Below are 22,945 nucleotides of genomic sequence, written 5' to 3' on the forward strand. Positions count from 1 at the left end.
TGGTCATAGCGTGAGGGAAACGCCCGGTTACATTCCGAACCCGGAAGCTAAGCCTCACAGCGCCGATGGTACTGCAGGGGGGACCCTGTGGGAGAGTAGGACGCCGCCGAACAATTCTTCAGAAAAGCCCCCGCCGGGTGAACCGGGCGGGGGCTTTTCGCGTTTCCGACGGCCCTCGGGAGTTCTCCGGCCTTCCCGGCGTCCACAGTGGGAAGTTGACTGGACAACAGTTGGCCGAAAGCTCATGCGGCGTTCGCTGGAGGACTGTGTACGGCCCGTGTGCGATGCCTATGTTCGAGCCTTCTCCGTACCCGTGCAGTGCACGACTGGGAAGGACAACACGTGGCCTCCATCGACAGGCGTCGATTCCTCCAACTGGGTGGCGCGTCCGTGGCCGCCGCCGGCCTCGGGGCGTTCCCGCCCGCGGTCAGCAAGGCGCTGGCCCTGCCCGCGATCAGCAGGACCCGCTCGATCCAGGATGTCGAACACGTCGTCATCCTGATGCAGGAGAATCGTTCCTTCGACCACTACTTCGGCACCCTCCGCGGTGTCCGCGGGTTCGGCGACCCGCGACCCGCGCCGCTGCCCGACGGCCGACCGAACTGGCACCAGCCCGCCGCCGCGGTGAAGACCGGCCGGTACCACGACCGCGGCCTGCCCGCCACCGAGCAGGAGGTGCTGCCCTGGTACATCGACCCCAGGAACACCACCGAGCACCAGGCCGGCACCGACCACGGGTGGAGCAGCGGCCACCTCGCCTGGAACGAAGGGCGCCACGACCAGTGGGTGAACCAGAAGCAGGACGTCATGACGATGGGTCACCTCAAGCGCCAGGACCTGCAGTACCACTTCGCCCTCGCCGACGCGTTCACCGTCTGCGACTCGTACTTCTGCTCCGTCCACGCGGACACCGCGCCCAACCGCATCTACCTGTGGACCGGCACCAGCGACCCGCGCAACGCGTACGGCCGCAAGCCCAACGGTCCCGGGCTGGAGGAGCGCAACGACAAGAACGGCTACACCTGGACCACCTACCCGGAGCGGCTGGAGGACGCCGGGGTCAGCTGGAAGCTGTACCAGGGCGGTTCCGGCGAGCCGGGCACCCCCACGGACAACTACACCGACAACTCGCTGATGTTCTTCGAGCGGTACCAGGTCGCCGAGGGCGCCTCCGGCCCGCTGGTGGAGAAGGGGGCGAGCGACCACACCCTCAAGGAGTTCCGGGCCGACGTCCAGCAGGGCCGGCTGCCCCAGGTCTCCTGGATCGTGCCGCCGTACCAGTACAGCGAGCACCCCTCCGCCACCCCCACCGACGGCGCCTACTACATCAACCTCGTGCTGGACGCCCTCACGTCCAACCCCGAGGTCTGGGGCCGGACCGTCTTCCTCATCAACTACGACGAGAACGACGGCCTGTTCGACCACGTCGTCCCGCCGATGCCGCCGGTCGTCAGCCGCCCGGGCGGTCAGGGAATGGTCTCCACTGAACTGGAGGCCAGCCTCGGCGACGAGTTGCTCGACCTCGCCAAGTACCCGGGCGAGATGAGCCCGCTCGTCCCCGGCGCGGACCGCGGTGGGCTGCAGCCGATCGGCCTCGGCCCGCGAGTGCCACTGCTCGTCATCTCCCCGTGGTCGCGCGGCGGTTGGGTCTGCTCGGAGACCTTCGACCACACCTCCGTCCTGCGGTTCCTGGAAGCCCGGTTCGGCATCGAGGAGCCCAACATCAGCGCCTGGCGCCGCTCCGTCTGCGGCGACCTCACCTCCGCGCTCGACTTCTCCGGCGCCGACCCGCGGCGGGTCACCATCCCCGTACCGGCGCCCATCGTCTCGCAGGGCAAGCCCTACCAGGTGCCGCTGCCCCAGCGGATGCCCACCCAGGAACCCGGCACCCGCCCGGCCCGCGCCCTCCCGTACGACCTGCGCGTCAACGAGGACGAGACCGACGACGCGACGGTGTTCCAGCTCAACCTGGACAACAAGGGCACGGCCGGCGCCTGGCTCTACGTCTATGACCGGACGGCGCCGACGGCGGCCCCCCGCCGCTACACCATCACGGCCGGCGACAGCTTCGAGGACCACTGGCCGCTCACCGCCGGCGGCTACCACCTCGTCGCCCACGGGCCGAACGGCTCGGTGCAGGAGTTCGAGGGCAAGACGGTGGGCGGCCTGGTCGCCCGCTTCGAGCCCGCGAAGAACAAGGTGCGGGTCACGGTGTCCAACCACGGGGAGACGACCCGGACGGTCACCGTCGAGGACGCCTACGCCAAGGGCTCCCAGCAGGGCCGCACCCTCCGCCCCGGCGACGACGCCCGGTTCACCTTCGAACCGCGCGCCGACAGCCGCTGGTACGACGTCACCGTCACGGCCGCGGACGGACCGGCGTTCCGCCGCCGCTGGGCCGGCCACCTCGAGAACGGCCGCCCCGGCACCAGCGACCCCGGTCCGCGCTGACCCCGGACTGCGCTGACCCCGGTCCGCGCTGACCCCGGACTGCGCTGACCCCGGTCCGCGCTGACCCCGGTCCGCGCTGACCCGGGCCGGGAACGGCGACGGGTTGCCCGCCTCACAGCCGTGGGGCGGGCGACCCGCCCTACGCCGTCAGCCGGCGGGCTGCCAGGGGCGGCCCGGCACCCACAGCGGGACGGGGCCGACGCGGGGCATGGCCCGTGCGGCGTCCTCCTCCAGCCACCCGTCCACCCGCGCCGGATCGCCCCCGCTCAGCTCCACCAGCGAGGCGGCGGCGATCCGGGCGCAGCACAGCACCAGCGCCAGGGTGTCCTGGCGGCGGTGCCGCTCCCGCACGTACGCCTCGGCCCGCTCCTCGACGCGGACCCGGTGGGACGGGCCGTCCCCGCCGGTCAGGGCCTGGACCCCGTGCCACACCAGGGTCAGCGCGCAGGGCTCGGCCGGGTGGGTCACGCCCGTCCGGTCCGCCTGCTCACGGGCCTCCGCCGAGCGCTGCCCGAGCCACTCCAGGGCCGTCGGCCCGTCCTCCCCGCAGGAACGCAACAGCAGCTCGGCCGCCTGCTCCGCCACCGCCCGCAGCACCGCCGAGGCCGGCACCCGCAGGCCGGGCGCCGGAGCGTCGCCGAACGACACCCAGGCGTCCGCGAACGAGGCCGCCCGTAGCCCGCCCACCCACGCCGGCGCCCCGCCCGTGGCCCCCAGCCACTCATCGGCCCCCAACCGCACCAGCCCCACCGCGACCAGATCCGCCGCGTCCCCGTCCAGCCCCAGCAGCCGCCCGCTCCGCACCACGCACCCCCACCTGCGCTCGTCCCACCCCGTTGGCCACATCCCACCACACCGGAACGGGAACGAACTAGGCAGGGGCACGTCACAAATCGATGCCGGCACGAAGTACCCTCCGGGCGGAGAGCCGGGAAGGCGGCTGGCCCCGGTGGGCAGGGTGGGCCGGCGCGGTGCGTCGGGCGGGTGCCGTCGACGGGCTGCCGGCCGGGCCGGTCGGGGGCGGCGGCTGGAGCCTGGTGGGCGGCGCGGGCTCGGGGGATGTGTCGGCAGGCGTGGTCGGCGGGCCGGGGTGGGGGCAGGCACGGGTGTCCGCCGGGAGGCCGAGCGGGCCGGGCAGGACGGCCCGGTCGGACGGCCGAAGCGGGCCCAGGGGACGAGCCGTTCGGACCGGGACGGGTTCCACTCCGAATTGGGGACGCGTCTCACCGCGCAGGCCAGCGCGGTGAGACGCGTCCCGCGGCCCGGTGGGACGGAAAGCCGTCTCCCGGGGCGGACGGGGAGTGAGGCACAGTTCTGCTGCGACCCAGTGCTCACGAGCGGGCCTCCGGGACCGCTCCTGTGACGAACCCTCATGGAACCGGAGACCCCTGTGAGTACCCTCCTCCCCACCCGGCGCCGGTTGTCGCTGGGCCTGGCCCTGGCATCCGTGCTGACCGGCGTCGGCGCGTACACCGCCTCGGCCGCCTCCGCCGCGACCGCGCCGAGCCCGATACCCCTCACCTCCGCGGCCTGCCCGGCCAACCTGACGCAGGGTGAGGCCGACGGCTGTGTCACCCAGCTCCAGCTGGAGCTCAACCTGACCGGCGCCAAGATCGCCGTGGACGGCCAGTTCGGGCCGGCCACCGGTACGGCGGTGCGCGGCTTCCAGTCCTCGCACTCGCTGACCGCCGACGGCATCGTCGGCCCGGCCACCAAGTCGAAGCTCGACGCGGCGGCGGCCGCCGCCTCCGGCACCACCGTGGACCTGCGCACCCAGTGCGGAGACCTGCGGACCGGCGCCAGCGGGGCGTGCGCCACGACCCTGCAGACGATGCTGAACACCTTCGGCGCGGGCCTCGGCGTGGACGGGCAGTTCGGGCCGGCCACCGACACGGCCGTGCGCAACTTCCAGGCCTCGCACTCCCTGCCCATCACCGGCATCGCCGACACGGCCACCAAGAACGCCCTCTACGACAGCACCCCCACCCCGCGGCCCAGCGGCCCGATCGACTCCGCCAAGGTCCTCAACGCGGCCAAGTCCTACCTGGGCGTGCCGTACGTGTGGGGCGGCGGCCACTCGCTGCGCGGCGAGGGCCCCGGCCCGTCGCTCGGCACCTGTGACGGCTACACCGGCTCGATCCAGCCCTGCCCGGCCAACACCACGGCCGGCCTGGACTGTTCGGGCCTGGTCCGGGCCGCCTTCTGGTTCGGCGCCGGCATCGACCTCGCCAACGGCGGCGACACCACCGAGCAGACCCTGGACAAGCACCTCACCCCCATCACCGAGGCCCAGCGCCGGCCCGGCGACGTCGAGTACTTCGGCACCGACGCCCACAACACCGTGCACGTCGTGCTCTACGCCGGCACCGACCCCGCCACCGGCGCCGACATGATGTACGAGGCCAAGGAAACAAACACCAACGTCCACTACGTGACCCTGCACACCGGCGGCTACTGGTACCACGTCTCGGCCTGACGCCCCAGACCCGGCCCGTCCTCGAACTCTCCCCTGGGGGAGGGAGTTCGAGGACGGGCTTCGCCGTGTCGCCGCCGGTGCGGGGCGGCGGTGGGCGGGGTCAGCCCTGACAGGTGAGGCGGAGGGCGGCGGCGAGGTGGGCGTGGGTGGGCTGTCCGGAGCCGGTCCAGTCCTGGCCGAGGTTGTGGAGGCGGACGGTGAGGGGGCCGGGCCGGGGGTGGTAGGTGCCGGCGTCGGCCCAGCCGCCGCGGTGGGGGGGTTGGTCGACGGTGAAGGAGTCGGGGTCGGTGGTGGCGGGGCCGGTCGGGCCCCCTGGTGGGGGCGGTCGGGGACCGCCCGGGGCGGCGGGACGTGCACCGCGAGGAGTCCGGCCGCGGCGAGGCCGAGGGCTGCCGCGCCGCAGACCAGGTGCGCCCGCCGCGGTGCTCCGGTGGGCGATGCGGTCCTGGTCACGTGCTGGTGGCCGCTCCCCGGGTGGCCGTGTTCGCCAGGTGGCACGGATCGCGGCGGCCGCCCGGTTCAGCCCGGCTCGAACCCATCGGCGCCGCCGTCCGTGGTACTGGGTGAGGCCGGGTGACAGCCGGCGCGGACGGACGCGGGAGGACAGCAGCGATGGCCTGGTACCAGGGGCCGAGCCGGATCACGGTGACGGCGGTGGAGGGGGATTGGCCGCAGCGCGCGGTGGTGACCGTCCGGGGCGCCGCCCCGGTGGAGATCCCGGCGGCGGTCGGTGCGGTCCACCTGGTGGAGGCGGAGAGCTGGCAGCTGGCGCTGGAGCACCGGTTCGGGTCCGAGTGGTGCCCCAACATCCGTGCGGTGCAGGGGCGCTGGCAGGAGGTCCGGGGTGTGCTGACCCAGCTGGTGCACAGCCGCAACCGGGACCGGGCGGGGGACCGTCGGGACCGCAACCTGGTGCTGCGGATCGAGCGGGTGGAGCCGGACGGCGGCACGCCCGCGGCCGTGCCGGGGGTGTCCACCGTGCGCCGGACCACGACCGCGGGGGCCCCGGCCGCCCCGGCGGCCACGGGACGGCGGACGACCACCTCGGCGGCGGACCCGGACTTCCGGCGCCCCGCCACCTCCACCCGCCCGACCACCTCCACTGGCGCGGCCGCGCCCGGATTCCCGGCCGTCCCCGGATTCCCGGCCGTCCCCGGCGTCCCCACCGTCCCGGCCGCCGTCGCGAGCCCCGCGACCTCGGCCGCTGTTCCCGGCCGGCCCGCCTCGCCGTACCGGAGCCGGGGCGTCTGACCTCGCGCCGGTCAGGACCCGCACTGCGCGAGGCGGGCCCCGACCCGCTCCACCTGGCGGGTCAGCCGCCCCTGCTCGGCGGCGAGTTCGAGGGCCCGCTCCCCGTGGGCACGGGCCTCGGCGGTGCGCCCGCGGTCGTACAGCACCTGGCTCATGACGTCGGCGAAGTCGAACTCCGCGTGGGCCTGGGTGCCCTGCGCCTGGCCGAGTTCGCGGGCACGGTGGATCTGTTCCACCGCCTCCTCGGACCGGCCGAGCGCGCTGAGCACCTGGGCGTGGGTCTTGGTGGAGATCACCAGGTACGGGTCGGAGTCCCGACCCGCCGGCAGGTCGAGCGACTCGGTGATCGGGGCCAGGGCGTCCGCGGCCCGGTCGGCCCTCACCAGGGCGTCGGCCAGGTTGTTCAGCCGGCCCGCGCCAGAGGGCCAAGGACTCGCGCGGCAGCGGCACGGTGGCCTCGTCCCCCTCCCCGGCCTCCGGTCCGCACTGCCGTGCCCGCCCCCCGAGGGGCAGCCGTCGTACCCGTCACCAGGGCACGACGCCGGCGTCCTCGAAGAACCGGCCGGTCGGGCCGTCGTCGGGCAGGGTGGCGAGCTTGATGGCGATCGCCGCGCCCTGCTCGGTGGTGCGCACGCCGCGGAAGCCGTTGAGGTCGGTCGCGACGTAGCCGGGGCAGGCGGCGTTGATCAGGATGTTCGTCCCGCTCAACTCCCGTGCGTACTGGAGGGTGACGGCGTTCAGGAAGGTCTTCGACGGCGCGTACGCCACGGCCACCGGACCGGTTGTCTGCTCGCCACCGGTTCCGGACTGCCGGGTGAGGGAGCCGACGCTGCTGGACATGTTCACGATCCGCGGTGAGGCGGAGCGGCGCAGCAGCGGCAGCATCGCGTTGGTGACGCGGATGACTCCGATCACGTTGGTCTCCACGACCGTTCGGATGGTGGCGGGATCGACCCGGGTGGGCTCCTGCGGCATGCCGCCGGTGATGGCGGCGTTGTTGACGAGCACGTCGAGGTGTCCGGCCCGGTCCTCGATCAGCCGTGCGGCCGCTGTCGCGCTCGCGTCGTCGGTCACGTCCAGCGGGACGCCGAACGCGTCGACGCCGGCCGCGCGCAGCTGTTCCACCGCGGCCTGACGGCGCTGCTGGTCGCGGGCGCCGACGCCGACGCTCCAGCCGAGGGCGCCCAGGCCGGCGGCGATCTCGTAGCCGATTCCCTTGTTCGCGCCGGTGACCAGCGCAATCGTTCGTTCGCTCATGGGGACCATGCTGCTCCCGGCCCCCGGCCGAGGTCCAAGACCGATCGGGTGGGCATCGATACCGTTCGGGTATTGATCCGGAGTAGCGTGGGCGCATGGAGACGCGGGAACTGCGCTATTTCGTCGCTGTCGCCGAGGAGTTGCACTTCGGGCGCGCCGCGCAGCGGCTCGGGATCGCGCAGCCGCCCCTGTCCCGGGCGGTCCAGCGGCTCGAACGCCGCCTCGGGGCGGTGCTGCTGGACCGGACCAGCCGTACCGTCACGCTGACCGAGGCCGGTGCGGTGCTGCTGGTCGAGGGCCGAGCGGCGCTGGCGGCGGTCGACGCCGCCGAACGCCGGACCCGCCGGGCGGCCCTCCCGGCGGACGGCCGTCCCGGACTCGTCCTGGTCACGAAGGCCAATGCGTCCGGTGAACTGCTGGCGCGACTGCTCGACGCGTACGCCGCCCAACCCGGCGCGGCGTCCGTGGAGGTCCTCCTGTGCGGCCCGGCCGAGCAGGGACGGTTGCTGCGCGAGGGCCGGGCCGATGTGGCGCTGCTGCACCGGCCGTTCGACTCGACAGCCGGGCTCCACACCGAGGAGCTCAGCACGGAGGGCCAGGTGGTGGTCCTGCCGGCCGGGCATCCGCTCACCGCCCGGGCCCAGGTGCGGATGGCCGACATCACCGGGCTGCCGGGCCTGCCCCTGCCGCGCTGGCCCGACCCCGACGGCAGCTACCCGCCCGGCCCCGGCCCCCAGGTCCGTGACCACGCGCAGCTGTTGCAGCTCGTCTCGCTCGGCCGGGCCTGCGCGGTCTCACCGGAGTCCTGCCGAGCCCAACTGCACGGTGACCTCGCCGCCGTGCCCGTGCTGGACGCGCCGAACGTCACCACCGTGATCGCCTGGCCCCCGCACAGCCGGTCCAGGGCCGTCGCCGACCTCGTCCGGACCGCGACACGCCTCCGGTAGTCCCGAGACACCTGGCCGGGTTCCACCGGAGGCGGCCCGGTTCGACGTCGCGGGTCGTCCTGTCCCGAGTCGCTGACGGCCGCCCGCCGGCAGGAAACCGTGGTGGCCGTCGGCATCGCCCCATCACGCCGTCCCAACGGGCACGCGATGTCCCACAGTCGGCCCGGGAGGGCGGCTGCGCCGCTGCTCAGCGGCGCGGGGTCGTGGGACGCCGTCCCAGGGTCGGTACGGGCCGGTGGCGTCCGCCTCGGTGTGGCGCAGACTGACGAACAGCCGACGGAACGTCAGAATCCTTCGTCTCCAGGCGGTTTCAGTGATCCCGCGTGGCTTCGGGCGGTCCCGCTCGGTGGGAACGGCAAGCACCTTCACTCGATTCGAGGAGCCTGCTCATGTTCAAGAAGACCATCGCCTCCCTCGCCGTAGCTGCGGGCCTCGCCCTCGGCGCCGGCGTCGCCCTCGCCCCCGTGGCCGAGGCGGCCCCGTCCGGCTGCAACGCGGGCGGCCTGTGCGTGTACTGGAACGCCGGCTACAACGGCAGCGTTCAGACCGTCTACCGGGACAACGACGACCTGAGCCAGTACCGCAACTTCAACAACAGCCTCGGCGGCTCGGCGTTCAACAACGGCAACAGCTGCAACGTCGTCGTCTACGCCCAGAAGAACGCCCAGGGCCAGGGCTGGATCCTGTACCGCGGCACGGGCTGGACCCAGATTCAGGACAACCTGCCGTCCATCCTCTCCGACCGCTGGTGCACGGTCTGATCCAGTGATGAAGACCAGGATCACCTTCGCCCTCGCGGCGGTCCTCCTGGGCCTCGGTGCCGCCGGATGCTCCTCGTCCGGCGGCACCACCCCGCCCGGGGCCGAGCCGCGCCCGTTCGACGGTGTCGTCCACTACGACGAGCAGCAGCGCGTCGCCCTGCACGACGCCGAGGAGGGACTCGTCGCCGCCTGCATGCGCGGGCGCGGATTCGAGTACCGCCCGCAGGCCCTCGGCACCGGCGACCACCGGGTGGACGCCAACCCGTACGGTCTGCTCACCACCGCCCAGGCCACCGACGACGGCTTCGGCGTCATCAGCACGGAGCTGAACCTGAAGCCGGTCGCCGACCCCAACCAGGACCACGCCTCCGACCAGGCCTGGAAGGACGCGCTGCTGGGGACGGAGGCGCACCGGGTCACCGTCGACCTCCCGGACCGGCAGCAGTTCTTCTACAACGGCGACTCCTGCCTCACCCAGGCCGGCGACGCGCTCTACGGCCCGGACTACTACCGCCTGTTCAACACCTTCCAGGTGCTCAGCAGCAAGGTCGTCACCGGCGTCCAGGCGGACGGCCGCTTCACCGCCGCCGAGGGCCGCTGGCGCGACTGCATGACCGCCGCCCACCAGCCGGCCGCCCACCTCGGGGACCCGGTGGCGACGATCGACCAGCGGGTGAAGCAGGACGGCGGCGACCCGGGCAGGACGCACGAGCTGATCGGCGGTGAACTCGCCCTCGCCAGGACCTCGGCTCGGTGCCAGTCCCAGGCCGGACTCACCGACGCCGTCACCCAGGCGCAGACCGACATCGAACGGACCGTCCTCGGCTCTGACCGGCCCCAGCTGGACCGGCTCTGGACGCTGCGCCGACAGGCCCTCGCCCGGACGAGCCGCCCGACCACCGGCCCCTGAGGAGGCGTCGACAGAAGGAGTGCCGCCGGGGCCGACCGGGCGCACCGCGCCGATTCGCACCGATCCGCACCGCGACCCCGCGCCGCCCGGCGGGAGGGCCGGGCGGCGCGGGGTCACGGCGCGCGGGCGGAGGGTCAGTGGCCGCCGCGGATCAGGTGGAGCGAGAAGTCGTCGTCGGTGGAGACCGGCCGGGTCTTGACGTGGGTCACGCCGGTGGCCGCGTCGTGGTACCAGCCGGAGTCGGCGGCGTCGAGGGCGGCGGCCGAGTCGAGGTGGGGCAGCGGGCCGCCCCGGGTGACGACCAGGCGCGGGGCGGACTGGCCGTGCACGGAGAAGCGGTAGGAGCGGGCGTCCGGCTTGCCGGTGTAACTCCCTTCGCTGGCACCGACCTTGACGGTGGTGACCGGTCCGTTCGCGTGGACGTCGACGCGCTGGGTGGCGGAGGAGCCCGCGTCGTACTGCCGGGTGACGCCGTCGTCCTCGTAGAGGGTGTAGGAGGAGTCGCCCTGGGGGTAGAGGTCGTAGTCCAGTTCGGTGCGGTCGCGGGTCTGCCAGGACAGGGTGCCCTGGGGCCACATCGGGACGATCGCGCCGCCCTTGACGAACAGCGGCAGGGTGTCGAGCGGGGCGGAGTAGCCGTTGACCGTGGTGGGGCCCTGGTAGGTGCGCCCGGTCCAGTAGTCGGTCCAGGTGCCCTCGGGCAGGTAGATGCCGTCGCGCACCGAGGTGTCGGAGTAGACCGGGGCGACCAGGAAGTCGGGCCCGGCGAGGAACTCGTACTTCGCGTTCGGGCCGAGGGCCGCCGGGTCGTGCGGGTACTCCAGGGCGAGCGGGCGCACCGCGCCGATGCCGGTGCGGGTGGCCTCGGCGGACAGGGTGTACATGTACGGCAGCAGCCGCTCCTTCAGTTGCAGGTACTTGCGGTTGATCGAGGTGTAGGGCTCGCCGTCCAGCCAGGGCTGCTGGTCGCGCTGCTGTTTGCCGGTCATGTCCTTGGCCCAGCCGTCCATGGTCATGATGGTCGGCAGGAAGGCCTTCCACTGGAGGTCGCGGGTGTACATCCCGGGGTCGCGGCGGAAGATCGAGCCGACGTCGCCGGTGTCGTAGGCGATGCCGGACATGGTGGCGCCGGCGTAGGTGGGGATCTGCCAGCGGATGTAGTCCCAGGACAGGCTCTGGTCGCCGCTCCACAGGACGCCGCAGCGCTGGGCGCCGGCCCAGGAGACCGGCAGCCAGACGAAGCCGCGGGCGTCGCTGTTGTCCTCGATGCCGGCCTTGGCCTGGTCGCAGGCGTTGAGGGCGAAGCCGTAGCCGTTGCCGACCCAGGCGACGTCGAGCTTGCGCACCCGGACCCCGGCCTTGACCTCCTCGGCCTGGTTGGGCAGGCCGTTCTGGGTCCACAGGCCGAGCTGGGCGTGGTCCTTGCGCAGGCCCTCGCCGGTCTGCGGGAGGTTCTCGTAGCCGCAGCCGTAGCCGTCGTTGACGAGCATCCAGCCGAGCGGCAGCTGGTTCTGCGCGTAGCCGTCGGCGACCTTGAGGGCGTCGGTGGTGTGGCGTTCGCCGCGGTTGGCGTTGTGCAGGTAGCAGTCGGAGTCGCCGGGCTCCAGGCCGTAGACCGGTGGCATGAAGGGCTTGCCGACGAGCGCGGTGTACTGGCCGATGACGGACTTGACGTCGCCGGTGAAGTAGTAGGCGTCCAGGCGTCGTTCCTGCTGGCCGGTGTGCACCGGCGAGCCGAAGTCGTAGATCCCGGGGGCGAAGGTGTTGCGGAAGACGCCGTAGCCGGCGGTGGAGACGTAGAACGGCTGGGAGTTGTTGTAGCCGCCCTCGTTCCAGTCGGTGCTGTTGGCGACGTGGACGGTCTGGTCGCGGTGCGAGAAGCTGCCGTTCTGCTCGCCGCCGCCGAAGAACTGCTCGTCGGCGCCGCGGGTCAGGCTCTGCCGCAGTCCGCTGGTGGACCAGCGCAGCGGGGCGTTCTCCTGCCAGATCGCGGTGCGGTTGTCGGCCTGGTAGAGGCCGAACCGCAGGGGGTGCTTGTAGACCCGCAGGACGACGTGGCCGGAGCGGATGCCGTAGTAGTCGCCGGCGTCGAACGAGGAGGTGCGGGGCTGGAGTTCGGGCTGTTTGCGGATCATCGCGCTGTCGGCCGGGTCGGTGATGGTGCCGTCCGGGGCGGCGCGCAGGCGCAGTTGGTCGTCGGCGAGGAAGTCGACCTTGGCCTTGAGGGTGCCCGCGGCGATGTCGTAGCTGCCGCTGCCGCCGGTGAAGGAGGTGAGGTCGCCCGCGTCGGCGGTCTGCGGCAGGTAGGCGCGGCCGGTGAAGGAACCGCCGTGGACGTCGTACGGGACGACCAGGACGTGGTAGGTGCCGGAGGCCTTGGGGATCACCGTGGCCTCGGGGTCGGCGGTGCCGGCGCTCTCGGCGACCTCCTTGCCGTTGGCGTCGTAGATGTAGAGGTCGAAGTCGTCGGTGGGGTTCTGCCACTGGACGGAGACCGGGACGCCGCCCTCCGGGTTGTCGTCCCAGTACCCCTTCGGGACGTTCACGGTGAGGTCGAAGCGGCCGCAGACGGCGCCGTCCGGGTCCTGGGCGGCGGCCGGGCAGGAGGCGGCCCCGCCCATGGTGCCCTTGGCGTAGGCGGGGCTCTGCCAGCCGGCGTTCTGGTGGCCGCCGTCCAGGACGGCGGCGGGGACGGCGGCGCGGGCCGGCAGCACGGGGCCGGCCACGGCGGCGAGGCTGGTGAGGGCCGCCGCGAGGGCGGCTCGTCGGAGGTGGGGTCGGAGCAGGCGCACGGGGGTTCTCCTGTCGACTCGGTGGGTCGATCTGCTGGATCTGCTCGTTCTGCTCGTTCGCTCGATCCGTTCGTTGGCTCGATCTGCTCGTTGGCTCGATCCGCTTGGTGGTTGGATCCGCTTGGTGGTTGGATCCGCCGGTTCGGAGCGCTACTTGACCGATCCGGCGGTCAGCCCGGACACCACGTGCCGCTCGATCACGGCGAACAGCACCACGACCGGCACGATCGCGACGACCGAACCGGCGAACAGGTAGTTCCACTGGACGGTGTAGTTGCCGATGAAGCTGTTGATGCCGACGGTGAGCGGCTGGCTGCTCGGATCGGTGGACAGCGTCAGGCCCATCACGAACTCGTTCCAGGCGGAGATGAAGGTGAAGATCACCGCCGTGACCACGCCCGGCAGGGCCAGCGGCAGGACGACCCGGCGCAGCGCCCCGAGCCGGCCGAGGCCGTCCAGTAGGGCGGCCTCCTCCAGCTCCACCGGGATCGAGGAGATGTACGCGGTCAGGATCCAGACCGCGAAGGCCAGGTTGAAGGCGGCGTTGCAGAGGATCAGCGTCCAGACCGAGTTGAGCATGGACAGCTGGTAGAACTCCCGGTAGAGGCCCACCAGCAGGGAGGTCGGCTGGAACATCTGGGTGACCAGCACCAGCAGCAGGAACAGCCGGCGGCCCCGGTACCGCACCCGGGCGGTGTAGTACGCGGCGGGCAGCGCGACCAGCAGTGCCAGCACGGTGGAGCCGCCGGCCACCAGCAGGGTGACCCGCAGGTTGCCGCCGAGGGTGGAGTCACGCCAGACGCCGACGAAGTTGGACCAGGCGAAGTGCCGTGGCAGGTATGTCGCGTCGCGCAGCTCGTCGGCCGGGCGCAGCGCCGTGACGACCATCTCCAGGTACGGCAGCAGGAAGAGCGCCGCCAGCAGCCAGGCCGCCCCCGCGAGGGCCAGGGTGCGCGGGCCGATCCGTGACCTTCTCTGACGTATCGTCAACTCTCCTCCCGACCCCAGCGGCTGACCTTCAGGAAGACCAGCACCAGCAGCACCACGAGCGCGAAGTTGACCACCGACATCGCCGCCGACTCCCCGATGTCGGTGTCCTTCAGCTGGTACATGAACACCGTGCTGGTGGCCGTGTCACTGCTCGGGCCGCCTTGGGTCATGCCCCAGATCACCGGGAAGGAGTTGAAGACGTTGATCAGGTTGATCACCACGCCGACCAGGAACGCCGGGCGCAGCAGCGGCAGGGTGATCCGCCGGCACGCCTGCCGGCGCGAGGCGCCGTCCACCCGCGCCGCCTCGTACAGCTCGCCGGGGATGGTCTGCAGACCGGCCAGCAGGGTGTAGGTGGTGAACGGCAGGGAGACGAACACCGCGACGAACACCATCCACGGCCAGGCCGTCGACGGATCGCCCAGCCAGTCCCGCGGGCCGTCGACCAGACCGAGGTCCGTCAGCGCGGTGTTCAGCACGCCCGCCGTCCGGTCGAGCATCCAGCGGAAGCCGATGGCCGTCATCAGCACGGACGCCGCCCACGGCGCGATCAACGCCCAGCGGGCGTACCGCCGGCCCGGGAAGCGCTGGTCGAACAGCTGGGCCAGGGCGAGCGAGAGCAGCATGGTCAGACCGACCACGGCGAGCGTCCAGACCACCGTGGCGAGCAGCACCCGGCCGAGGTCGGCCTCGCCGAACAGCTTGCGGTACTTGTCCAGCCCGGCCGAGCCGCGGACGAAACCGCTGGTGCTGACCCGCAGGAACGATGTGCGGACCATCTCGTACACCGGCCACAGCACCACGGCCGCGATCAGCAGCACGGCCGGGGCGATCCACGGCAGCGGGCCCAGCGCAGGGCCTGGCCGACGGCCGCTGCGCACAGGGGAGTCGGGAGTCATGGGGGCGCCTTTCACAGCCGTCGCTCGCCCGGCGCCGTCACTTGTTCGCGACGGCGTCCTGGGCCTTCTTCTGCAGGTCGCCGAGCACCTTGGCCGGATCCCCCGAGACGGCGCTGCCGACGGACTTCTTGATCTCGGCGGAGACCGCGTCCCAGGTGGTGTCGCCGAGCGGGTAGAACACGGCGTGCGGCAGCAGGGCGAAGAACGGCTGGAGGTCCTGGTGCTTGCCCCCGGTGGTCAGCTCCTGCAACGCGCTCTGGGTGACCGGCATCAGGTTGTACGTCTCGTCGAAGGCGAGCTGGTTGTCCTTGGCGTACGCGAAGTCCAGGAACTTCCGGATCTGGTCGCGGTGCCCGTTCTTCTTGAAGGCCATCATCCAGTCCGCCACCCCGAGGGTGGAGCTCAGCGGGCCGTCCTTGCCGGGGATGGGCGCGACCCCGTAGTCGACCTTGCCCGCCTGCGCCATCTGGATCAGCGACGGGTGCCCGTTGAGCATGGCCGCCTTGCCGGCCGCGAAGTCGGCGAACGCGGTCTTGCGGTCGGTGGTGGCCGGGTTGGCGTAGGTCAGCCCCGGGTCTACCAGACCGGACTTGAGCCAGCGGAAGGTGTCGACGTTCGCCTGGCTGTTCAGGGTGTACGCGCCGTCCTTGCCGGTAGGGCCGCCACCGTCGCCGAGCTCCCAGATCATGCTCTCGCCCTGCGCCTCCTCCGGGCCGAGCGGCAGCGCGTACGGCGTGACCCCGGGCACCTTCGCCTTCACCAGCTCGGCGTCCTTGCGCAACTCCTCCCAGCTGGTGGGCGGTTGGGTGATGCCCGCCTGCTGGAACACCGCCTTGTTGTAGAACAGGGCGCGGGCCGAGGAGACGAACGGGATGCCGTACTGGACACCCTTGACCTGCCCGGCGGTGGCGAAACTGTCGATCAGATCGCCCCGGGTGGCGGGCGACAGCACGTCCTCCGCCTTGTACAGCAGGTCGTCGGCGACCTTGTCCGCGTAGCCGCCGGTCTGCAGGATGTCCGGCACGTTGCCGCTCTGGATCATCGTCTTGACCTGCTTGTCGATGTCGTTCCAGTTCACCACCTGGACGTCCACCGTGATCCCGGGGTTGGCCGCGGTGAAGGCGGCGGCGACCTTGTTCCAGTAGTTCTTCGAGCTGTTGGACTCCTTGTCGCCGTAGTCGGCGGCCACCAGCTTCAGCGTCGCCTTCCCGTCGGCGTCGGTCCCGCCACCCCCACCGCCGCTGCCACCGCTGCCACAGGAGGTGAGGGCGAGGGCACCGAGGGCGCACGCCGAGACGAGGGCCAGCACACGTTTGTCCACCGCAGTTACCGCCTTCGTGCGTGCTTGATCGGATGATCCAAGATGCTTGAAGAACGCAGGTTTTGAGCAGTTTCGAAAGAGCAGCTTGCTGCTTCGGGCGGTTCATGTCAATCCTGGCCGCAGTTTTGAGCATGAAGACGCCGCCGACCCGGGCAGGCCGGAGGCGCTCTGCGCAGAAACGCTCAAACCGCGGGGTGCCCCGGCTCACCCCGGACCCGTCCACTTCCCGCGTCCTGGCCCGGAGTTCCCGGGCGTGGCAGTCCGCACCGACATTCCCGACGGCCGGGCGACGGCATCACCGCAGGTGGGATCATGACCGGGTCCGGACGGCAGACGGTGGGGCGGAGGGCGTCAGTGGGGGAGAGACGGTGGGGTGCCCGGGCGGTCAGGGAGCTGCTGGCGGAGGGTGAGCGTCTCGGGGTGGCCGCGCGGGCGGTGGCGGGGGACCACCGGGGCGCGGTGGAGGAGGCCCGGCGGGCGGCGGTCGCGCTGCGGGAGCGGCTGGTGCGGGAGGAGTTGGGCGCCATCGCGGTGGGCCGGCTCCGGGACGTGACCGGGGGCCGGCTGCGGACCGGGGCGCTGGAGGCCGCCGGGTTCGGGACGGTCCGGCAGGTGGTGGAGGCGTCGGCGTACGCGCTGCAACTGCTGCCGGGTGTCGGGGCGCAGACGGCGGCGCAGGCCGTGGCCGCGGCCGGGCAGATCGCCCGGGCGGCCGAGCAGACGGTGGCGGTGCGGCTGGACGTGGACCGGCCGGACGAGCTGAGCACGGCACTGGTCGTGGCGCTGCAACGGCTGGTCGTCGCGGGGCCGGACGCGGCCCGGGCCGCGGAGCTGGGCGAGCGCGTCGCCGACCGGGCCGGATCCCTGGTGGAGGCCGCCGGGCCGGCCCGCGGGGTGGTGCGCGGACTGCTCGCCGGGCGGGAGCGCCGGCAAGCGGCGTTCGCGGCGGCCGACCAACTGGCCGCCCTGCTGGCGGAACTCGACGAGCAGGCGGCGCCGGTCCTGTTCGCCCAGGCCTCCGCCGACCTGCTGCGCCCGCAGGCCGACGCGATCGAGGCGTGGACGGACTTCGAACACCGCTCGGCCGAGTTCTACGGCGTGCTCGCCGAGGTCGCCGCGCTCGGCGGCCCGGCCGACCACACCGCCGCCGAGGGCCACCTGCCCGGTGACCTGTCCGAACAGGTGCGGGCCGAACCTTTGGACGACGCCCGCTGCCGGGTCTCGCTGCGTGGCTACCAGGCCTTCGGGGCGCGCTTCGCGCTGCGGCAGAAGCGGGTGATCCTGGGCGATGAGATGGGCCTGGGCAAGACCGTCCAGGCGATAGCCGTGATGGCGCACCTGCGGGCCCGGGGGAGCACCCACTTCCTGGTGGTCTGCCCGGCGAGCGTACTGATCAACTGGTGCCGGGAGGTCGAAGCCCGCAGCACGCTGGACGCCTACCGCTGCCACGGCCAGGAGCGCGCGGCGGCGCGCGCCGAGTGGCTCCGGCGGGGCGGCGTGGCCGTGGTGACCTTCGACGGGCTGCGGCGGCTGGAGGTGCCGCCGGAGCAGGCCGTCGGCCTGGTGGTGGTCGACGAGGCCCACTACGTCAAGAACCACACGGCGCAGCGCTCGCAGGCGGTGGCGGCCTGGACGGAACGGGTCGAGCGGGTGCTGTTCCTCACCGGCACGCCGATGGAGAACCGGGTGGAGGAGTTCCGCAACCTGGTCCGCTACCTCCAGCCGGACCTGCTGTCGGGCATCCACGCCGGCTCGGCCGCCGCCGGGTCGAAGGCGTTCCGCCGGGCCGTCGCCCCGGCCTACCTGCGGCGCAACCAGCAGGACGTGCTGACCGAACTGCCCGAGGTCGTCCACGTCGACGAGTGGGAGGAGTTCACGCCCGCCGACCTCGCCGCCTACCGCTCCGCCGTCGCCGAGGGCAACTTCCCGGCGATGCGACGCGCTGCCTACGCCGCCCCGGAACACTCCGCGAAGCTGCAGCGGCTGCGGGAGATCGTCCGGGAGGCCGCCGACAACGGGCGGAAGGTGGTCGTCTTCTCCTTCTTCCGGGACGTGCTGGCGGTGGTGCAGGAGGCGCTGGGGCACCGGGTGTTCGGGCCGGTCGACGGGAGCCTCGCGGCCGAGAAGCGCCAGGCCGTGGTGGACGAGTTCACCGCCGCGCCGGGGCACGCCGTGCTGCTCGGCCAGATCCTGGCCGGGGGCGTGGGCCTGAACATCCAGGCGGCTTCGGTGGTCATCCTGTGCGAGCCGCAGGTGAAGCCGACCATGGAGGACCAGGCCGTGGGCCGGGCCCACCGGATGGGCCAGGTGCGGCGGGTGCAGGTGCACCGGCTGCTGGCGGCGGACAGCGTCGACCAGCGGATGCTGGAGATCCTGCGGGCGAAGCAGCGGCTGTTCGACGCGTACGCGCGGCGCAGCGAGCTGGCGGAGTCCGTCCCGGAGGCCGTGGACGTGTCGGAGCAGTCGCTGGCGGTGCGGATCGTGGAGGACGAGCAGCTGCGGCTGGCGGCCGAGCGGAAGTCCTGACGGGTGTGCTGATGGGTGTGCTGATGGGTGCTCCGGTGGGAGTCCTGAGGGGTGCCCTGACGGGAGTCCGAGGGCGAGTCCGGAGGCGAGTCCTGAGGTGTCCGACCCCGTAACGGTGGGTGGCTCGGCGGTCGCGGTATTGTGGCGCGCGCAGTCGGGGTGGTTGCGGGTGGGGACGGCGGTGCGGGCGTGCGGCCCGAGCCGGTGGTTCCCGTGCGCGGTCCGGACGTTGGGGAGGGGAGCGGCGTGGCCGGGGACGTGACGGTGGAGACGATCGACCTGGGGGACGGCACCACGGTGCGGGCCGAGGTCATCGGCGAGGTGGGTTTCACCACGGCCGGGGACGAGGACGGCTTCGGCGACGTGGGGCTGCGGGACCGGGCCGCCCGGGTCGGCTCGGCGGTGGCGCTGTCGCTGGACCAGGTGCGCGGCACCGTGCAGGGCATCGGGCGCTGGGCGGCGGAGACGATCGCCCAGGGCGGGTCCGGGGCACCGGACTCCTTCGAGGTCGAGTTCGGGCTCAAGTTGGCCGTGAAGTCCGGGCAGTTGCTCGGGATCATCGCGGAGGCCGGGAGCGAGGCGGGGCTGACCGTCAAGCTCTCCTGGGACCTCGCGGCGCGGCGCGAGCGGGCGAACGGTGCGGCAGCCGGAGCCGGAGCCGGAGCCGCGACCGAGGGCGAGGGCACCGAGGGCACCGAGGCCACCACCCCCGCTGCCGCGGAGTGACCGGCCCGCACCTCGACCGGGCCCGGTCCGAGGCGCTGCACCGCTGTGCCGTCCGGATCGAGGCGGCGACCGGCTTCCGGGGCAGCGGCTTCCTGGTCGCCCCCGGCCTGGTGGTCACCTGCGCCCATGTCGTGCTGGACCGGCGCGGTGTGACCGAAGGGCTGGTGGTCCGGAACGGGTCGAGCGCCCACCCGGTGCCGCCCGGGGCGGTCCGCGCCGAGCCCGACACCATGAGCGGTGGCGCCCTCGAACCGTTCCCCGACCTCGCCCTGCTCGACGTCCCGGCGGTGGCCGGCGCCGGGTACCCGGTGGCCCCGCTGGCGGACGGCGAGGCCGAGCCGGGCAGCTGGCTGACCGCCCTCGGCTACTCCACCCAAACCCCGACACCGGGCCCCAGCGCCGACACGACGGCGCTCCAGGTCGTGGGCCGCTCCGGTGAGTTCATCGGCGTCACCGGCCTCGTCCAGCCCGGCTTCAGCGGCAGCATGCTGGCCGGGCCGGACGGGCTGGTGCGCGGCGTGCTCAAGGGCACCCGCTCGTACAAGCAGGACCTGGGCGGCTGGTACATCCCGCTGGCCGCCCTGCTCGCCTTCCTCGGGCGGGTGGTTCCGGCAGTCACGGCGGTCGCGGCAGTCGCGGCGGAACCGGCCCCCACCGACGCCGAGTTGGTGGCGGCCCTGATGGCCGTCCCGTACACGGCGCGCGCCGACGGGCGGTTCGACCTGCTGGAGCGGATGGGCGAACACCTCGGCCTGCCGCACTCCTTCGAGGTCGAGGAGCGCTCCGACCGCCGCGACCACCTGTTCCGCATCGTCCGCCGCTGCCGCTACCACCGCGACGCCCCGGCGGCACTGCGCGCGCTGTACACGGCGCTGGAGGAACTCGCCCCGTACGACGGCGCGTTGGAGCGGCTCCGAGCTGTCCTGGAACGGGCGGCGGCCGACGGCCCGGGGAGCGGGTAGGCCGATGAGCGGAGGGGCGTACGGCGACTGGTCGCCGCAGGCCGCCGGCGAGCGGGGGCACCGCGCCGCGCCCCCGATCGAGGCGGCCGAGGGCCTGCTGGCCGAGATCCTGTTCGACTTCCAGGGGATCTCCCGGCGGGAGTTCCGGCAGGGCGTCCTGGAGACGATGGGCCGCTCCCCGTCCTCCCGGCTGTTCCACCTGGACGTCAAGGAGGCCGACACCGCCCGCGAGCACGTCCGGGAGATCCTGCGGAGCATCCGCTGCGCCCGCGACCCCCGGGCCGTGCTCGGCTCGCTCGGCGAGGCGCTCCGAGCCCACGACCCGTACGACGGCGCGCTGCCCTGGCTGGAACTGGTGGTGCTGGCGCTGACCGCCGACACCGGGCTGGCCGCCGACGTCCTGCTGCGCGTCATCGGCCTGCTGCGCGCGCTGACACCCCCGCCCGGCCCCCATCAACTCCTCGTCCACGTACCCCGGAACGCCCCCGGCCGCCACCGGATCGACGAGCGGACGACCCTGCCGGAGATCCTCGGCCGGCTGCTCGACCGCTTCGGCGGCCCCGACGCCGGCCCTGCGCTGTCCTTCCTGGACGGCCTGGCGCGGGACCGGGAGCTGACCCTCCGGCACCCGCAACTGCACCAGCTGGCAGCCCTGTTGGGCAGCGTCACGCCCGCCCGCCCGGCGCCCCGCGAGGAGGCGCCCGGCCGGCTGATCGTGCAGATCCGGCTGGAACCGGAGACTCCGGAGCACATCGAGGCGAGCCGCTACCACCTCCGGGCGTCCTGCTACCGCCAGCCGCTGTCCGGCGGGCCGATCGAGCGCCTCAACGACCTGGTCGCCGCCGACTCGCTGGCCCTGGAGGACCTGGTCGCCGAGGGCAGCGCCCGGCTGGCGGGCTGGCAGGCGCTCTTCACCGAGCTGGCCAGGAGCAGGCGCAGCCCGGTCCGGATCGAGTTCCTGCTGCCCAGGTCCCTGCTCGGCCACAGCGCCGAACTGTGGTCCCCGACCCCCGACGGACACCGGATCGGCCTGCTGCACCCGGTGGTGGTCCGCTACCTGGACCGCTACGTCAACCCCTGGCTGCAGACCGAGGCCTGGTACGAACGGTGGGAGCAGCTGTTCGCCGACACGCTCGACTGCGAGGCCGCCGACCGGATCGGCTGGCCACCCCTGCACCCCGAACGGGTCGCCGACCTGCCCGGCTGGCTCGACGGCCGGCCCACCGTGGCCTGCCTCTGCCTCGACACCCCGTACGACGAACTGGACCCCCGGGTGCGCGCGGCCGTGCTCGACGCCGTCGAACTCGACGGCGTCCCGGCCATGTTGTGGCGCCGGGCGCCCGGTGCCCCGACCGACGTGGTCGAGGCCCTGCGCCGCGACCGCCCGCGCTCACTGGCCCACCTGCCGGAGGCCGTCCACCGGCACCGCAAGGTGACCAGGGCGGCGCCGGCCCAGGACGGCGTCACCCTGTTCTGGGACGACCCGAACTGCATGGATCCGGATCAGGACGCCGGCTTTCCGGGGATGGTGTGATGCGGATGGCCGTCGACTGTCCGGGACCGGTCGCCGACGGAGCGGGAAACGACGAGAACGACGAGGACGAGGCGGTAACGATGCCCGAGAACTGGTGGATCTACCGGGGCACCGGCGTGCCCCACGGCGGCATCGCCGCGCTCCCGCCCGCCCCCGCCTGGCGCTCCTTCGGCGACGGGGAAGAGGCCGAGGAGGAGCTGCCCCCGCCCCCGGCCGACGACGCCACCGGCCTCACCGCCCGCCGGCTCGGCCGCATCCAGCAGGCCACCGCCTACCAGGCCGACGACCGCGAGATCCACCTCGTCAACCTGGCCCTCCACCTGCGCCGCCCGCTGCTGATCACCGGCAAGCCCGGCGTCGGCAAGTCCACCCTCGCCTACGCCGTCGCCCACGAGCTGGGCCTCGGCCCGGTGCTGCGCTGGCCCATCAGCAGCCGCTCCACCCTGCGCGACGGCCTCTACACCTACGACGCCATCGGGCGGCTCCACGAGGCGGGCCTGCGCACCCCGCAGCCCGACGGGGAGCCGGCCGGGGACCGCCGACCGCCCGCCATCGGCCAGTTCCTGCGCCTCGGCCCGCTCGGCACCGCGCTGCTGCCCTGGCGCACCCCCCGGGTCGTCCTGATCGACGAGATCGACAAGAGCGACATCGACCTGCCCAACGACCTCCTGAACGTCTTCGAGGAGGGCGAGTTCGAGATCCCCGAACTCCAGCGCCTCGGCCCCGCCCCGCAGGAGGTCGCCACCGCCGACCCGAGCGGGCAGGCCGTCGTCCGCGGCGGCCACGTGCGCTGCGCCCACTTCCCGCTGGTCGTCCTCACCAGCAACGGCGAGCGGGAGTTCCCCTCGGCACTGCTGCGCCGCTGCGTCCGCCTGGAGATCCAGCCGCCCACCGAGGACCGGCTGGCCGCCATGGTCGCCGCCCACCTGGGCGCCGACGGCTCACCCGACGGCGCCCAACGCGCCGCGCTGATCACCGAGTTCCTCCGCCGCCAGCGCGAGGACGGCGCCGACCTGGCCAACGACCAACTGCTGAACGCCCTGCTCATGGCCGAGCGCGGCCTGTGGGGCAGCGGACCGGGGCGCGACGTCATCCACGACGTCCTGCTGCGCCCGCTCAACGAGAGCTGAGGCGGCGGCCGG

The 22,945-nt window shown here is 73.1% G+C and carries 18 protein-coding genes and 1 rRNA gene; 12 read left to right on the forward strand and 7 right to left on the reverse strand.

Features of this window, described 5'->3' with window-relative positions; all coding sequences use genetic code 11:
• Both rrf and BG452_RS42450 read left to right on the forward strand, forming a co-directional pair.
• Positions 1–112: ribosomal RNA gene (rrf, locus tag BG452_RS42445) — 5S ribosomal RNA — on the forward strand; the annotation flags it as partial.
• A gap of 230 nt (positions 113–342) precedes the next feature.
• Positions 343–2,451 (forward strand): phosphocholine-specific phospholipase C, encoded by a 2,109-nt coding sequence (locus BG452_RS42450; RefSeq protein ID WP_188309725.1) that lies wholly within the window; start codon positions 343–345, stop codon positions 2,449–2,451.
• Between the two features lie 147 nt (positions 2,452–2,598).
• Here the strand turns inward: BG452_RS42450 and BG452_RS42455 are convergent, their stop codons facing one another.
• Positions 2,599–3,258 carry a hypothetical protein gene (locus BG452_RS42455; RefSeq protein ID WP_188309726.1) on the reverse strand — a complete coding sequence of 220 codons (660 nt, stop codon included), beginning with the start codon at positions 3,256–3,258 and terminating at the stop codon, positions 2,599–2,601.
• Between the two features lie 583 nt (positions 3,259–3,841).
• Between BG452_RS42455 and BG452_RS42460 the strand changes: the two genes are divergently transcribed.
• Both BG452_RS42460 and BG452_RS42465 read left to right on the forward strand, forming a co-directional pair.
• A complete protein-coding gene (locus tag BG452_RS42460; protein WP_188309727.1) occupies positions 3,842–4,927 on the forward strand; it encodes a peptidoglycan-binding protein in 1,086 nt (361 codons plus the stop codon).
• A gap of 612 nt (positions 4,928–5,539) precedes the next feature.
• On the forward strand, positions 5,540–6,178 hold the full coding sequence (locus BG452_RS42465) for a hypothetical protein (protein ID WP_188309728.1): 639 nt from the start codon (positions 5,540–5,542) through the stop codon (positions 6,176–6,178).
• Positions 6,179–6,189: 11 nt separating this feature from the next.
• Here the strand turns inward: BG452_RS42465 and BG452_RS42470 are convergent, their stop codons facing one another.
• Complete coding sequence (locus BG452_RS42470; RefSeq protein WP_188309729.1) at positions 6,190–6,561, reverse strand: tetratricopeptide repeat protein; 372 nt, start codon at positions 6,559–6,561, stop codon at positions 6,190–6,192.
• A gap of 142 nt (positions 6,562–6,703) precedes the next feature.
• A complete protein-coding gene (locus BG452_RS42475) occupies positions 6,704–7,435 on the reverse strand; it encodes an SDR family NAD(P)-dependent oxidoreductase (RefSeq protein ID WP_188309730.1) in 732 nt (243 codons plus the stop codon).
• Between the two features lie 95 nt (positions 7,436–7,530).
• Between BG452_RS42475 and BG452_RS42480 the strand changes: the two genes are divergently transcribed.
• The 3 genes from BG452_RS42480 (at position 7,531) to BG452_RS42490 (ending at position 10,053) form a co-directional block, all read left to right on the forward strand.
• On the forward strand, positions 7,531–8,382 hold the full coding sequence (locus BG452_RS42480) for a LysR family transcriptional regulator (protein WP_188309731.1): 852 nt from the start codon (positions 7,531–7,533) through the stop codon (positions 8,380–8,382).
• 389 nt (positions 8,383–8,771) lie between these two features.
• Positions 8,772–9,143: a peptidase inhibitor family I36 protein gene (locus tag BG452_RS42485; RefSeq protein WP_188309732.1), complete on the forward strand. Its 372-nt coding sequence runs from the start codon at positions 8,772–8,774 to the stop codon at positions 9,141–9,143.
• 7 nt (positions 9,144–9,150) lie between these two features.
• Positions 9,151–10,053 (forward strand): hypothetical protein, encoded by a 903-nt coding sequence (locus BG452_RS42490; RefSeq protein WP_188309733.1) that lies wholly within the window; start codon positions 9,151–9,153, stop codon positions 10,051–10,053.
• Positions 10,054–10,187: 134 nt separating this feature from the next.
• Here BG452_RS42490 and BG452_RS42495 read toward each other — a convergent pair whose 3' ends face one another.
• The 4 genes from BG452_RS42495 to BG452_RS42510 all read right to left on the reverse strand — a co-directional run bounded on the left by BG452_RS42495 (position 10,188) and on the right by BG452_RS42510 (position 16,055).
• On the reverse strand, positions 10,188–12,845 hold the full coding sequence (locus BG452_RS42495; protein WP_411293102.1) for a TIM-barrel domain-containing protein: 2,658 nt from the start codon (positions 12,843–12,845) through the stop codon (positions 10,188–10,190).
• Between the two features lie 150 nt (positions 12,846–12,995).
• Positions 12,996–13,835 carry a carbohydrate ABC transporter permease gene (locus BG452_RS42500; protein ID WP_317621505.1) on the reverse strand — a complete coding sequence of 280 codons (840 nt, stop codon included), beginning with the start codon at positions 13,833–13,835 and terminating at the stop codon, positions 12,996–12,998.
• Positions 13,832–14,734 carry a carbohydrate ABC transporter permease gene (locus BG452_RS42505; protein WP_188309734.1) on the reverse strand — a complete coding sequence of 301 codons (903 nt, stop codon included), beginning with the start codon at positions 14,732–14,734 and terminating at the stop codon, positions 13,832–13,834. The genes BG452_RS42500 and BG452_RS42505 overlap by 4 nt, the downstream gene beginning before the upstream one ends.
• Before the next feature lie 37 nt (positions 14,735–14,771).
• Entirely contained in the window at positions 14,772–16,055 is a 1,284-nt protein-coding gene (locus BG452_RS42510) for an extracellular solute-binding protein (RefSeq protein ID WP_188309735.1), read from the reverse strand.
• Between the two features lie 312 nt (positions 16,056–16,367).
• Here BG452_RS42510 and BG452_RS42515 point away from each other — a divergent pair, with 312 nt between their 5' ends.
• The 5 genes from BG452_RS42515 (at position 16,368) to BG452_RS42535 (ending at position 22,933) form a co-directional block, all read left to right on the forward strand.
• Positions 16,368–18,581 (forward strand): DEAD/DEAH box helicase, encoded by a 2,214-nt coding sequence (locus BG452_RS42515; RefSeq protein ID WP_188309736.1) that lies wholly within the window; start codon positions 16,368–16,370, stop codon positions 18,579–18,581.
• Positions 18,582–18,827: 246 nt separating this feature from the next.
• On the forward strand, positions 18,828–19,307 hold the full coding sequence (locus tag BG452_RS42520; RefSeq protein ID WP_188309737.1) for a CU044_2847 family protein: 480 nt from the start codon (positions 18,828–18,830) through the stop codon (positions 19,305–19,307).
• Entirely contained in the window at positions 19,304–20,269 is a 966-nt protein-coding gene (locus BG452_RS42525) for a trypsin-like peptidase domain-containing protein (RefSeq protein WP_188309738.1), read from the forward strand. Before BG452_RS42520 ends, BG452_RS42525 begins: the two co-directional genes overlap by 4 nt.
• Before the next feature lie 4 nt (positions 20,270–20,273).
• Complete coding sequence (locus tag BG452_RS42530) at positions 20,274–21,803, forward strand: hypothetical protein (RefSeq protein ID WP_188309739.1); 1,530 nt, start codon at positions 20,274–20,276, stop codon at positions 21,801–21,803.
• A gap of 5 nt (positions 21,804–21,808) precedes the next feature.
• Complete coding sequence (locus BG452_RS42535) at positions 21,809–22,933, forward strand: AAA family ATPase (protein WP_223243561.1); 1,125 nt, start codon at positions 21,809–21,811, stop codon at positions 22,931–22,933.
• Positions 22,934–22,945: the final 12 nt, after the last annotated feature.

It is taken from the genome of Streptomyces sp. CBMA123, from assembly GCF_014596465.1.
Classification (GTDB): Bacteria; Actinomycetota; Actinomycetes; order Streptomycetales; family Streptomycetaceae; genus Kitasatospora.

Excerpts from the sequence above, each read along its gene's own strand:
- BG452_RS42515 (WP_188309736.1), top strand. The coding sequence starts at position 16,368 with ATGACCGGGTCCGGACGGCAGACGGTGGGGCGGAGGGCGTCAGTGGGG.
- BG452_RS42505 (WP_188309734.1), bottom strand. The coding sequence starts at position 14,734 with ATGACTCCCGACTCCCCTGTGCGCAGCGGCCGTCGGCCAGGCCCTGCG.
- BG452_RS42480 (WP_188309731.1), top strand. The coding sequence starts at position 7,531 with ATGGAGACGCGGGAACTGCGCTATTTCGTCGCTGTCGCCGAGGAGTTG.
- BG452_RS42535 (WP_223243561.1), top strand. The coding sequence starts at position 21,809 with ATGGCCGTCGACTGTCCGGGACCGGTCGCCGACGGAGCGGGAAACGAC.
- BG452_RS42485 (WP_188309732.1), top strand. The coding sequence starts at position 8,772 with ATGTTCAAGAAGACCATCGCCTCCCTCGCCGTAGCTGCGGGCCTCGCC.
- BG452_RS42475 (WP_188309730.1), bottom strand. The coding sequence starts at position 7,435 with ATGAGCGAACGAACGATTGCGCTGGTCACCGGCGCGAACAAGGGAATC.
- BG452_RS42465 (WP_188309728.1), top strand. The coding sequence starts at position 5,540 with ATGGCCTGGTACCAGGGGCCGAGCCGGATCACGGTGACGGCGGTGGAG.
- BG452_RS42530 (WP_188309739.1), top strand. The coding sequence starts at position 20,274 with ATGAGCGGAGGGGCGTACGGCGACTGGTCGCCGCAGGCCGCCGGCGAG.
- BG452_RS42490 (WP_188309733.1), top strand. The coding sequence starts at position 9,151 with ATGAAGACCAGGATCACCTTCGCCCTCGCGGCGGTCCTCCTGGGCCTC.